This is a genomic window from Pedobacter panaciterrae (assembly GCF_013204795.1).
GTDB classification, from domain to species: Bacteria; Bacteroidota; Bacteroidia; order Sphingobacteriales; family Sphingobacteriaceae; genus Pedobacter; species Pedobacter panaciterrae.
Genome location: NZ_JABMKW010000004.1, coordinates 111,682 through 124,506, shown reverse-complemented (window position 1 = coordinate 124,506; position 12,825 = coordinate 111,682). Strand labels below are relative to the sequence as shown.

Here is a 12,825-nt window from a genome sequence, read left to right as displayed (position 1 = left end):
GGACTTTGTCAAATATATTTATTAACTTCATCATGACCTTTAGTAACTATATATGATTAAATCAATAATTGTTGCATGCTTGTTTCTCATTGCTACTATCATATCATGTAAAACGAATAACGATCGTTCAGACAAATTAACTTATATCTTTAATAGTTATAAGACGACTGGAAACAAAGAGTACTTAGATGTAAAAGTATTTGGCGATAGAGTGCAGAGAGATCTCCTTGTTTTAGTTGAAGATTGGGGTAAATTGGAGGGAATTCGTAGAACAAAGGGAGTTGGTTATCGTGGTTCCGAACTAAGGGGATTGGAAATAAAAGTAGTTAGCGATCCTATAGCAAAATACAGCTATAAAGACCTTAAGTCTATAATTGATTGACCGCTTTTAGGTATACATGTAAACTATACAACTAGGTGATTATTATACTTGGTCATGTGAAGCGGCCCAATAAGCGGATAGTCGGCAACTTAGAGTCTCCGCCCTGGGTTTTTCACCTGTAATGTATATCCCAAAGTGAATGGATTACTTTTAGTGAATACCAAGCTGGCCTCTGATTTCAACCTCTTGGTGTACGATAAGTTTTTGACGGCCGTCAGACGCCCGTACCATTTTGGTCCCGGCCTAATTGCATGTAATAGTGCGGATCGTTGGTGCCACCAAAGAGTATTTTAGAGGGTAATTGTTTGTAAAAAAAGAACATACTAATTGTTGGAGAAGCTTCCGTTGCTTGACCAACTACAAACCATTCGTTGTCTTCAGACGGCTTTTGAAAAGAGTTTATTAATAAGGCTTTCATTGATGTAGGCATATGACCGCGGCCAGCAAACCGTATTGCTGGTTGAACAACAGTTTTTTCCTGAATAGGTATAGCATCGAAGCCAGGCATCCATGTCCCCGCGCGGGGCCTTAGCTCCATTACGAACCAATCTAAGACTTTTCCTTTAAATTCAACGGTGTATGGATCTAATTGCTGCCGTGGTATTCTGAGATCTGTAATAGGATACTACTTCCGCGAAAGTAATGGCCTTATATCGAATAATCCCCAGCCTGCCCATCTATAAATTTATCCCACATGGGATAAGGCATGATTTCTGAGAGCTTTCTTTGCCTATGACTAAATTACGATAACATTAAAAACGCCTGTGAACGTAAGTATTCTCAGTTCAGGTTGAATAATACCAACAAGGTGTGAAACAGCGTGTGAAAAATATATTTATCTCTACTAGAGATTTGAATAGTGGGAAAGTCAGGTGCCTATCAGACGTATTAGAAACTTAAAAATATACTGTATGACAACATTGGATTTGATTACCAGAGCGGATCTCGAAAATTTTAAGAAGGACCTTTTTGAAGAGCTAAGTAAACTGAAAATTGATAGCGGTGAGAACGTTCAGAAAAAGTGGTTAAGGAGTGGTGAGGTGAGAAAGATGCTCGGCATTTCTCCGGGAACCTTGCAGGCACTTCGCGTAAAGGGTGTGCTCTCTTTTACAAAAGTGGGAAGTATATTATACTATAAACATGAAGACATTAACAGAGTCCTGGAAGAAAACTTATCATTCACCCATTGAGCTATGAAACGATCATTCCTTATTGAAAATTTTCTCAAACGGGCTGCTTATGACTCTCGTTTGCTGCCCTCTCATTTGAGTCTGTTTATGGCTGTGTTTTATTTTAGTCCAGCTGATGACCCTAAGGCTGAGTTTCGGGTTTGCCGGCGAAAGTTGATGCGGTATTCCCGCATTCGATCAATATCTACTTACCACAAATGCATGAGTGATCTGGTCGTCTATGGGTATGTTACCTATCAGCCATCTTATGATCCTTTTCGTGCAAGCCTGGTTTCTTTAATTCATTGGGATCATGAGTAATGTGCAGCTGATTGGTTCATTGTTACAGGATGGTGGTTCAGGTGATTGTCCTTTTTCCCTTTCAGAAAAGGAGCAAGCGGTGGTTATGCAGAGCATGACCATTAGCCATTAAGCGATGCTTAAGGCTGTTTAACGAACCCTCCAGGGGTTCGTTGGGGCATTGGATATGGCAAGAATAAAGGATAAGGAACCCTAAGCAGGGATCTTGGATTTGAATAACGGTATTTTGGAGGACTTTTATGGAACAGGAAACATTGAGAACGGTAAAATTTCCGGAATCGGTTGCGGACAAATTTGATAAGATTGCGTTAAAGCTGGGCAGAAGTAAACGCCAGGTTTTTACACAAATGGTAGATTACTTTTTTAGAAGCAAGAAGGATCCTGCTGATATAAATGATGAATTTTTGAAGAATACCTTGCTGAAAAGTCACAAGGATTATATCGGGTTCATTCGAACTCAAGAGGCTGAACTCCTGATTCCGATAAAGACAGATGTTAGCCGTATGCTTGATGCGTTGGGTCGTGTGATCCAGTCTTTTAATGGTCAGGTACTGAAGCAGAATGACCAAATATTTAATCATCAAAAGCTTTTATTAGGTAATCAGGAGGCCCAGGTGAAAAAGTTTACGCAGACGGATGAGCTCATGAGACGAGTTTTTGCCAGCCTGCATACCAGGGAACAGTTGAAAGAAAAATTTTTGGACATTTTCGAGGATTACGTTAAAGTCCGTAATTCCTTTAACATCACTACTTCTGCCAAAGAAAAGGAGACAGTAATTCAAAAGGTTAGACAGAAAATCAGCCACCTGTAATATGTATATCAACATCACAGATAAGGTAACTGCAGACAATAAAGACAGCAGCAATCATTTGATTCATTATCTTGAAAAGGAAAATAGGACCAACAATAAGGAAGTTCCTGAGCATTGGTTCAATCATCAGGCCCGGAATATTGAACCGTATGCGGTCAGGCGTAGCCTGGATGGAAATAACAGCAGGTTACGCAATGATGAGGCAAAATTTTTCCTGATCAATATCAGTCCCAGTCAAAAAGAGTTGAAGTATTTGATTGAAGAATATGGACAGGTAGAGGCCAAGGAACGATTGAAAGAATATGTAGAAAAAGTGATGACTGAATATGCACGGAATTTTAAGAAGACTGGGATTGACAGTAATAGGGATTTGCTTTGGTTTGCCAAAGTCGAAAACAACAGGTACTATAGTTACAAAGACCAGGAGGTGAAAGATGGCTCGAAGAGACGAGGAGATTTAAAGACGGGTAATCAGATGCATGTGCAGGTAATCGTAAGCAGGAAGGATATTACTGGTAAATTCAGGCTGAGTCCGATGAACAGTTCCAGGGGAAAGAATGCAGAACATTCTAAAAAAATGGGTCAGTTTGACAGGGTGGCTTTTAAACAAAGTGGTGAGCGACTGTTTGATGAGACTTTTGGATTTAAGAGGGAGCTTAAAGAGACGATGGCTTATGCAAACATTAAGAAGAATGGGAGCATAAAACAAATGGAACAATTGCATGTGCTGGAAAAGGGCGCTGAATTAAATTACCAGTCCAGGTCTTTAGCTGCTGAATTGGTACAGGGTGTTGCACAGGGACTTTTTAGCAGCGGTGGTGTAATGCTGAAGCAGGCGGGACAGACCTCAAGTAGTTTTTTTGAAATCATGCTTGAGCCCGTTTATGACCAAGGGACTGTTGCTGATCCTGTTGGACAAGCCGAAAGGCGAAGAATAAAAAGGAAGAAAAGCTTGGAGCAGGGACACGAAATGGGTCGGTAATTATTTAGTCCGTAATCCCGAAGTCCAGCAATAATAAGTCGTCAATTGTGTACAGTGGGAATCATGTGGATAATTATACTACCCAACTACGGATAGGCAGATATATGGCTCCCGCGCATTTTCGGCCTGCAAAAACCGGAGGTTTTTGCTTTGGTGTTTACGGGGTAGGTTGAACTACTTTTATTCCTGTTTGCGGCCAATTATGTTGTCAAATTGCTTTTGGTTTCAATTCTAATAGTAAGTTTAAAAAAATAAGAAAAATGAAAAATTTACCTTTTATCATTTTATGTGTTTTCATAACAGCCACGGTCCAAGGCCAAATTCTTAAACCCGTGTCTTGGGGTTATTTTTCAAAAAAGACCTCTCCTACGGAAGCTACCTTGTATATTAGAGCTAATATCGAGCAAGGATGGCATGTTTATGCTCAAAATATCCCAAAAGGCGATGGAATTCAGACAAGCTTTGCCTTCAAGTCCAGTTCTGACTACCAGGTAATTGGCAAGACCATTCAGCCTAAACCTATAACAAAATTTGAGAAGAATCTTGATTTAAATGTAAGTTATTATGAAAAGTCCGTTGTTTTTCAGCAAAAAATAAAGCTGAAAAAAAATGCTCCCCTGATGGTGAAGGGGCAGGTTGAATTTATGGTGTGTGACAACACTAGGTGTCTTCCTCAGCAAAACATTGAATTTTCAATTCCAGTTAAATAGCCTTTTTGTAAAGGCGGACCTTTTCTAACGGCGACTAAATCAATAGAGCCCATAGCGGTTGTATGATCTGTTAGACTTAGTGAGTACATTTTTGTCTCACCCTACGGCTGTACAAGCAGCCTCGTTAATGTTGTTATTCGATGATGACCTGAATCCCTGCTTTTTCTGCTTTATAGTTGATTTTATCTTTTAGACTGTAATAGCTCCAGTTTTGTAGCAGGAAGGGATCTTCTTTTGCAATTTCCTCCTTTTGTTCCTGATTGACGAGTATGAGGGTTGCTGCATGATGTTTTACGCAAAGGTCTATCAGTTTTCGGCTGTACACATGTAATTTGTAGTCGACATATCTTTTTTCCAAATGCTGGTATTCCTTCAGGCTTTTTCTTTTTCTCGTTTTTCCGTGTCCGCCGCGGTTAAAGGCGACACCTTTTGTTACCCTTTCTATTGCCGCCCGTATGGCTAGCCTGCGGTGCAGGAATTCTTCCTTGTTTCCGATGGTATGCTCATAACTGCCGATTTTAACGGTTACAGGGTGTTCTATGGACAATGAGGCTTCGGCAATAACGGAGGTATCCAGTATGTTTTGTTCTTTTTCTATTCCGATCGCTGCCAGTAGGAAGACCTTACCATGATCGATGTAGAGCTTACTGGTATGGAGTCTTAGCGTTCCGCTTTTTATCTTGTTCAAAAGCACCTTTTTATCTGATTTATCTTTTCCAAGATAGGTCCGGAAGGAGATCTGAAACAATTTGAAACTGAAATTTTTGTTATCCGGCGTGGTGTCGAATCTGGTGATGACTTCCGGCCCGAAAGGAAGCGGAAGATTCTTTTTGTAATTGCTCAGTGACTTTTCTCCTTTCCAGTAGGCAGTTTTATCATTGTTAAATTGGGAGATCAGGGTATGGTTTAAATTGCTGAGGATATTTGTGGGAATCTGCCCTTTGAAATGGTTGGATAATAAACGGTACGTAGTGTGTGTACGGGAAGATTTCAAGATGCCGTTTTCATTTTTTTTCTGATCGCCGAGTTTAAATTTGATCTCTTCTGTCAGATAGAAGAAGTCTTTGACCTGTTCTTGTATAAAACGATGGCTCATGATCATATTGGCTGCCCGGAAACAAATCCGTTGCCAGCTATAGAGTTGATCTTTTGCGACTTTGATTACTTCTTTATCATCGGAATCAATCAGCAGCTGGATTTTACGGTTTACAATCATCGTGTCTTTTTCCATAACTTTATTTTTTAACCGTTTTGACTTTGGTGTAGGCTTCTACAAAGGTTCTTTTGATGTGCTCCTCACTTAAATTCAACTGACTGGCGATCTCTTCAAAACTGTATTGGAGTTCATAGCGCATATGCAGGATCCTGGATTGCTCTTCGCACAGATCGCCCTCGAATTTGAATTTGCCGCTTTTTCCTGTATCGTCGAGCTTTTGTGAACTGGTCAGGATGTTCTTTATGGTTTCCAATATTTTTTCAACGGTTTTTCCTACTTGATAGTCAGAGATGCCACCGATATGAGAGGCGATACGCTCGTAGTTGAAAGTGTATTTCAGGCAGAGTTTGATAAACAGCTGCTGGTTTTCAGTGAGATTGGGGATGACCGTCTCAACTTGCTGCCATTGTAATTTTAGCCGTTCGTCCATTTCCTCCTGATACATGATGTCCTCGTGGTCAAGTTCGTCTTCGGGATCATAACCTGCCATGAATTTCTGGTAGTTTTCGATGTCATCGAGCATGAGCATGTTTCGCTGAAAGTTGTTTCGGGAAGTTCTGTAGTACGCCTTGCAAGCGTCCAAGGTTGTCTTGCTCAAAAAGGTTTCGATGTGGTCAGGATCGATGATGGTGTTCCTGATCAACCAAAGACGAAGGAAGGCATCGTTGACGATACAGTCGGCATTGATTTCGTCTTTAATATATCTTTTCCTTTTGTAGAATAGTGATGGGTAGTAGCGATTATAGAAGTACTCCAACCCTTTTTCATCGCCTTGGCTGAATTTGAGAAAATTACGGTGTTTGTCCTCGATCTTACAACTGGTAAAGTTCATATTAATAATAGTTAGTTAGCAATTAATATGAGTCATAAACTAAGTTAACGCAAAACAGCGTGAAGCTCAATTCATCGTACTGGAGGTACTGGTATACCCGGGACACGACAAAAAGAGCCCACGCTGTTTAGCGTGAGCATCTTCACCGTCGTCTTGTGTCCTTTCGAATTACCAGTTTTCCAGTACAAGACTCTAGTGTAATGCTTCTAATCTCATCTAAGAAGAATTACAAAAATAACATTACATATATATTTATAGTTGATTCATAAAACTAAGATACTAAATTTTATTGGTATATCCGGCTATACCAATTCTTTTTTTAACAAATGTGATCTTCCATAATGGATATTGATGATTTAGATTCATTGAAAGATAAACTAGGTAAACGCATAAAAGAGTTGAGGGCAGAACGTGGATTGGGGGTTCGACAATTTGCTTTAATGGCTGAAATGGAACATCCTCAACTTATTAATATTGAGAAAGGAAGAGTTGACGTGAAGCTTGCAACTATATATAAAATTGCAAAGGCTCTTAAATTACACCCAAAAGAATTATTTGATATTGAGTTGAGGCCACCAACTGAGTAAATTAAGCATGGATATAGAGGGGATACTTCGTCGCAGATTGCCTCTCTAATTATTTAGAGATTCCAATGAAAACTTTTACCGAAAGGGAATACGAATTCTCAGCTCTGTCAAATAAATTCTAATCTTTTAGCATTAGAAATCCATTAGATCGATTTTAGAGTTCAATCCGAACGAGTAATTTTTTAAGCACATTTAATTCTTGGATTAAAATTATCTCTAAAAATGCTTTCTCGATAACAGCTATTTTTTTAAAAAAAAGCGTGCTAGTTTTAGTTATGATTAAAATTAACCCTTTATTTTCTCAAAAAGTTCCCTCGCTATAGCTCTCGCTCGTTTGGTATTATTAGATAAAATTGCTTCATAAAGCATCTGATTGTTTTTTGGCAGATTAGAAAAAGTAGACAGAGAGTTTTCCAATAAGAAATTTCTAAACCTTCCTAACTGATAATCATTTGTTTTTTGTAAAATTATTTCATCGGTTTGAATGACCTTTTCAAAGTAATACAGCCACCTTTCTTCAGAAATTTTTGCAAGCTCACTATTAGCAATATAAGCGGCATCATTAGAGACTCCATATGAATTTCCTATTAATACAGCTAAATATGCTTGCATACATTCTATCAAAGCAGGAGCAGGAATAGTTGAACCTAACTTAGACAATTTACCAACAACAGCCGGTTCATTGTAAAAATTGTTAAAAGCAAAATGCGTTTCAAGTACCTGTTGTGCTGCCTTTATAAAGGTAACTGACCTTAGGTTCTCAGGAACATAATCAAACCCTCCAACTTTTAATAAAGCAGATTTTAATCCAGATGCCGCTATAGTATTGCCTGCAGATGTTACGTCTCGATAAGCTGTTCCTATATTCCATTTATCATTTTCACCAAGCTTTTTCCAAACATGTGTAATTACCAGATTTAAGTTTGCTATGGCATGTTCCAATTTTGCACCTATATCATTTTTTATTGCAGACAATAGAATTGTCATAACCGTTCTCAGATAAAATAAAGGCGCATTAATTATGGATTCAACTTGGTCATCATCTGTTCGCAACGCTTCGTTTAAAAGTCGCTGACGAAATTGAGAAAATTCAACACCTATTGAGATATCACTCTCCCCTAAAATATATTGGATGCTTGATCTAACAATCGAAAATGCTGTATTATAGTCAAGTTCTTCTTCCGCATTCTTCGAAAAATAATGCGTAATTAATTCATTACAGTGCCTTAGTTTGAGTGCAGCTGTTGTACCGACAACCCCTAATTGTTCCGCCAATTGTATTGCTGAATAATCCGTTAAAACAGCGTCAACTAAAGAATATTCATCAATATCATCCCGATTAAGCATTTCGCCTATAAATCGCAGCCCTAATGTTGCTAAAGTTTCCTTCAGCTTAACCATAGCTTTTTTCCAGGCATATTCAGCAGCCATATCATATGCTTCAACCTGAAAGGCGGCTATTATTTGGGCCTTTTGCCTGTCACTTAAATAGGCTGCTAATGGCATTATTTCCGTAGCATCTTTTGCAGATGCAGGAACAACTATTCCATTAGGTCCTTGCCAGATTTGAACATTATTCATTCTTCCAAATTTTTATGTTTCCGTCCTGAGACTTATAAAAACAACACTTAAAAAACTTACAATTTTGCATCGATAAATAGGCCTTCGACCGAGTTCCACCTCTCAACACATCTCCTTCATTAACATAAGGATCAATTAACAGGTGATACCCAATTACCCTCCCTTTGTTAGTGATAATCGTAATCCCATCATGATTAAGCATTGCTTTCAAGATCGATGAGTGAGCCCGAAGATTTATTGAAGATTCATTATCCTTATTTTGCTCTGAATAAACAATTAGCTCTTCAAAATCAATTGGCATAGGAAGATAAACCCCGCCATTAACATTCAACTTCTCTTTTAAAGCCATAATTACATCTTCTTGATCCTCAACAATTCCAATTAAATTACCATGACCTGCCTTAAGTGCCTCATCTATAATCTTTTCAAAAAAAGTGTTAATATTGACTCTGTAATGCTCATCACACTTTTCCGTGATCATCGAAGACAATTGATGAACTTCATTTTGAGAATATCCTTTTGGATCTTCCAAATTTAAAGAAATAATTAACCGTCTACTCAGACCCGCTAATTCCACTGTTTTTTGTCCTAAACTTTTGATATAAGCAATCGTAGTATTAGGAATTTCCTCTTTTAAAGCACCTACAGTCTGATTGTATAAAGAAGGACTTGTATCTGACATTTCAGCACTTACTAAACCATACTTTAGTTTTTTATCCTTTATTTCGATAAATATTATCCAGTTGTTTATTGCAAGTGGAGCACACAACTTTACTACATCTTTAAATTCATCAACCGAAAGTTCTGCTTCATTAATTAGTATTTCCTTATTAGGAATCGATTTAAAAAACTCCAAGTCATTAGTAATCAACACCTCTGGAAATAAAGCATGGCCTTCTTCATGATAATCAGATATTAAATTAATTAAAGCTAATATTCCTTCCTTGACTATCGGATCAGTCTGAAACTTTTCAAAATATAAAAAATCTCCAATAGATGAACTAACAGATTCAGTCAATGAAGAGTGCTTAATTTCTTGCATATCAATTTAGATTGGAGCGTTATAATGCTAGTTATATAAAATATCTGAATTCATAAGGTTTATTTATCAAGTTGTTCATTCTTTTTATGGTGGTTGCCAAGGAGCGTGCATAACCTAATGTAACAGGTAGTCTATCATACAAAGCATCATGATTCCAATTCATTTTGGTTAATCCCAGTATAGCTTGGCAATTTGCATCCCATCCAGAGTCACCAGTAAATCTGCGAATCAACAGTGGCGAAGGAATATTCTTCCCTTCCTTAAAGTAATTCTTTGTATTCAAAACTACATTTCCTTGTGTCCAAAGTAAGACTTCATGCCTACCAATTTGAACGTAGCTTCCTCTATTTAATGGATAATAGTCTGCCATTCTCCGTCCACTTCTTTCGACATATTTAATTCCTTTCCAATTCGTATCTTGAACTATTTGCAATAGCTCAAGATTTATGTTACTCGGAATTGCGTCCAAAGCCCCATCAATCTCACTCTGTGTAAATGGTGTAGTTTTATGCACAATAATCCTTTTAGGTCTTTTTCCAGCATGTTTTTTCTGGTAAAGTTCTAAACTTTTCGACATCAGTTTAAGCATCTCCCCTCTAGATAAAAAAGGATTATTGCCTTGACGTGATTCAATTTCTACAGCATCATATGCTACAAATTCAAGACCTGTCCCATCAGAATCAAATACCTGACTACAGCAGGTAGTAAATTCAAACTTATTTGTGTTAGAGTTCAGTCTCATTGCATAGCTGAGGCCAATAAAGGCTGAATCTTGGTCAATGGTGGCAAGTTTCCATGGAATTCCACCTGCTTTCACATAAAAAGCTATAGCAAGTCTCCACATTACGCTACATCTACATTTATATTTAATTGCACTATCGTTTATAACCTGGCTTGCAATATTTTGCATTGCCGCAGTTGCTTTAATAAAGTCGTGCAAATCAAAATTTTCCGGTAGATTTTCAAACCCAACAGACCATGATTCTGGCAGGTATATTATTAATATATCAAATTCGAATCTTTTTTTCGACATATCGCGGATGGCATTGCTAATTGCTTCACTCAATGAAATATGGGGAGGAACATCCTTTTTAAAAACTTCATTAGTCTCTAAAGCTATTGAAACCTGCTTATCAACCATCTCCACATTAGTCCTAAATATGTTTTTAAAACCAGTGAACTCCTCCAAATAATTTAATCGTTCTTTTGGTATATGATTACTTTGTAATTCATTTATTAAATTTTCGATAGTATTATAAGACCCTTGCGGATAAATACAGGCAACCTTTATCGTACTAATTGGATTAAGTTTAAAAGAGTAGGGGCCAAAATTTTTCAATCCCCTTAATGGATGGATGCTTTGAGCATTTGAAAATGCTTCAAAAATTAGCTTTGGCTCAGGTAGTGTTTGGTATGCCGAAAATTCCATAATTTAATTACTCCTTGTAAATGCAGTTGTTCTCGCTAATTTAAAATGCGCATTAATGCCTTTTATTTCAGAAAAAGCCGAAATAGATATTTCCTTCTTTTTTTGAAAAAAAACTTCTAACCATGAATTTAATATTTCGTCATATTTTTGGTTGTACCATCTCGCTGTAAATTCTTTAATATAAGGCGCAACTAAAGTATTGTCTTCTTTTATTTCTCCTTTCGAAGCTATAATAGTTGGTGTTAGCAACAATAATGGATTTGCAGAGGCATATTGAATGCTCACTTCAATACCAACTACCCATATTAGCTTTGTTTTTGGAATGATACCACTCAACGAAACAAAATTTCTCTTTAATGAGGAAAGTAACGGATCGGATAGTCTTTTAGGATCTACAAAAATAATATACCTATTATTACGTTTTGTAAATCTCAAAGGTTTTCCATTTATAAGTGCCTCAGAAACAGAGTTCGTTATCAATCCTTTCATTGAGGAATCATCATAAATAATATCTTTCTCTGTTACTTGATACATATCTAGCTCATAATCTCCATAGTCTGCGAAGGCCTTTTTAAAATCTTCATCAGAGCCAAAGCCAACAATGCCTGTTTTTTTTCTTATTGCTAATAGAGGCAGTTTAGATTCTTGTATTAAGTTTTTAATCGCTTTTGTATCGCCTGCTTCACATTTATATAATCTTGCGGTTGCAGGATATTTTAGTATTGGAATCGCATTCAAACGAATTATTGGATACTTACTTCCCTTTTTAGGAATGGGACTATTTGCTGTCCTTAAGTAGGATTGACTTAATTTATCTGTATCGTCTTTAGGAAGATTATCAAACCCCTTAATAATATCTGACCACGCTGAATCAAAGGTATCTATTTCGACTATCTCTGCCATTTTACCCGAGGCCTTTGCTGAAGATATTAAACCCAAAACATCTGGAAGAGGTTCAGATCCACTTCTAATAAACCAATACAGACCATTTGGATAACTATTTTCTTTTAAAATAGCCTCTTTTAGAACTTTCATTATAGAATTGTCTCTACCGCTATATCCCATAACGCAAAGCCCGTTTGTATCTAAGGATATTGATAGGATACTCTTCAAAATATCATCCTGTTCCTTCAACTCCTCGGTTGTGTTTTTTATCCTTTCTGAAAAAAAATCCCCATGAAGTTTTAGAATTAATGGCCTATTTCCCGCTTGGAAATACCTCAAAGCATTATTAGCGTTATCAAGGTCTCCGCAAAACCATTTTTCTAAACTCGATATGTTTTTGCTTGCGACATTTTCAAAGGCTTTATCAAAATTTGTTGTGAAAATGAGTTTTAAGAAGTCATTTTTTAATAAAACTCCCATTGCTTTATGCCCAAAAGACAATTCCATACCTCGAGTCTTTTCAGTTATATAATGACTCCGGTCTATAGAAGATGGGAACGCGCGTTCAAAATAATAAGAATATTCCTCTGGAGAGCCTAATTCTGGACATTCAGATTGCGAATCAAAATAATTTTGTATTTGATTAGTTATCCCAACATCACTTAAGTTAGTGTAAAGACTTAATGGTAGAGACTGTTCTGCACAATAAATCTTCCTTTTAAAATCCCAAATAAAATCCCCCGCCGTCGGAACTCCAGCAGAAAAGGATGACCCAGCTCCAAAAAGCCAAGCTAACCCTTTGGCTCGCAGCGGATAAAATTTAACAAATTCAGATAAAGGTATAGCCAAGAAAACAAGTTGTTAGGTCCAAAATACA

14 protein-coding genes are annotated in these 12,825 nt (G+C 37.3%); 7 read left to right on the top strand and 7 right to left on the bottom strand.

The annotated features are described in order from the left end of the window. Window positions 1-79 precede the first annotated feature (79 nt). Window positions 80-382, top strand: a complete 303-nt coding sequence (locus tag HQN86_RS01495) for a hypothetical protein (RefSeq protein WP_172659279.1) — start codon at window positions 80-82, stop codon at window positions 380-382. A 214-nt stretch (window positions 383-596) separates the two neighbouring features. Here HQN86_RS01495 and HQN86_RS01490 read toward each other — a convergent pair whose 3' ends face one another. Further along, window positions 597-920, bottom strand: a complete 324-nt coding sequence (locus HQN86_RS01490) for a hypothetical protein (protein ID WP_172659278.1) — start codon at window positions 918-920, stop codon at window positions 597-599. 373 nt (window positions 921-1,293) lie between these two features. On the opposite strand from HQN86_RS01490, the gene HQN86_RS01485 reads away from it, so the two are divergent. From HQN86_RS01485 to HQN86_RS01465, 5 genes are all read left to right on the top strand, one after another. Then, window positions 1,294-1,572, top strand: a complete 279-nt coding sequence (locus HQN86_RS01485; protein WP_172659277.1) for a helix-turn-helix domain-containing protein — start codon at window positions 1,294-1,296, stop codon at window positions 1,570-1,572. Window positions 1,573-1,575: 3 nt separating this feature from the next. Next, window positions 1,576-1,872: a hypothetical protein gene (locus tag HQN86_RS01480; RefSeq protein ID WP_172659276.1), complete on the top strand. Its 297-nt coding sequence runs from the start codon at window positions 1,576-1,578 to the stop codon at window positions 1,870-1,872. 239 nt (window positions 1,873-2,111) lie between these two features. Beyond that, the gene (locus HQN86_RS01475) at window positions 2,112-2,684 is read left to right on the top strand and encodes a BfmA/BtgA family mobilization protein (RefSeq protein ID WP_172659275.1); all 573 of its coding nucleotides are present in this window, start codon (window positions 2,112-2,114) and stop codon (window positions 2,682-2,684) included. 1 nt (window position 2,685) lies between these two features. Further along, on the top strand, window positions 2,686-3,666 hold the full coding sequence (locus HQN86_RS01470) for a DUF5712 family protein (RefSeq protein ID WP_172659274.1): 981 nt from the start codon (window positions 2,686-2,688) through the stop codon (window positions 3,664-3,666). A gap of 260 nt (window positions 3,667-3,926) precedes the next feature. After that, window positions 3,927-4,376, top strand: a complete 450-nt coding sequence (locus HQN86_RS01465; RefSeq protein ID WP_172659273.1) for a protein-disulfide reductase DsbD domain-containing protein — start codon at window positions 3,927-3,929, stop codon at window positions 4,374-4,376. 133 nt (window positions 4,377-4,509) lie between these two features. Here HQN86_RS01465 and HQN86_RS01460 read toward each other — a convergent pair whose 3' ends face one another. Together HQN86_RS01460 and HQN86_RS01455 are read right to left on the bottom strand one after the other, a co-directional pair. Next, a complete protein-coding gene (locus tag HQN86_RS01460) occupies window positions 4,510-5,607 on the bottom strand; it encodes a hypothetical protein (RefSeq protein ID WP_172659272.1) in 1,098 nt (365 codons plus the stop codon). Between the two features lie 4 nt (window positions 5,608-5,611). Further along, window positions 5,612-6,424 (bottom strand): sigma-70 family RNA polymerase sigma factor, encoded by an 813-nt coding sequence (locus HQN86_RS01455; RefSeq protein ID WP_172659271.1) that lies wholly within the window; start codon window positions 6,422-6,424, stop codon window positions 5,612-5,614. 341 nt (window positions 6,425-6,765) lie between these two features. Between HQN86_RS01455 and HQN86_RS01450 the strand changes: the two genes are divergently transcribed. Next, on the top strand, window positions 6,766-7,011 hold the full coding sequence (locus tag HQN86_RS01450; RefSeq protein WP_172659270.1) for a helix-turn-helix domain-containing protein: 246 nt from the start codon (window positions 6,766-6,768) through the stop codon (window positions 7,009-7,011). Between the two features lie 285 nt (window positions 7,012-7,296). On the opposite strand, the gene HQN86_RS01445 is transcribed toward HQN86_RS01450, so the two are convergent. Genes HQN86_RS01445 through HQN86_RS01430 form a run of 4 tightly spaced genes read right to left on the bottom strand, consistent with a single transcriptional unit; the run spans window position 7,297 to window position 12,797 of the window. Beyond that, window positions 7,297-8,592, bottom strand: coding sequence for a hypothetical protein (locus HQN86_RS01445; RefSeq protein WP_172659269.1), 1,296 nt, complete (start codon window positions 8,590-8,592; stop codon window positions 7,297-7,299). Further along, window positions 8,585-9,634 carry a hypothetical protein gene (locus HQN86_RS01440; RefSeq protein ID WP_172659268.1) on the bottom strand — a complete coding sequence of 350 codons (1,050 nt, stop codon included), beginning with the start codon at window positions 9,632-9,634 and terminating at the stop codon, window positions 8,585-8,587. The genes HQN86_RS01445 and HQN86_RS01440 overlap by 8 nt, the downstream gene beginning before the upstream one ends. Before the next feature lie 31 nt (window positions 9,635-9,665). After that, entirely contained in the window at window positions 9,666-11,063 is a 1,398-nt protein-coding gene (locus HQN86_RS01435) for an argonaute/piwi family protein (protein WP_172659267.1), read from the bottom strand. Window positions 11,064-11,066: 3 nt separating this feature from the next. Next, a complete protein-coding gene (locus HQN86_RS01430; protein WP_172659266.1) occupies window positions 11,067-12,797 on the bottom strand; it encodes an SIR2 family protein in 1,731 nt (576 codons plus the stop codon). Window positions 12,798-12,825 lie beyond the last annotated feature (28 nt).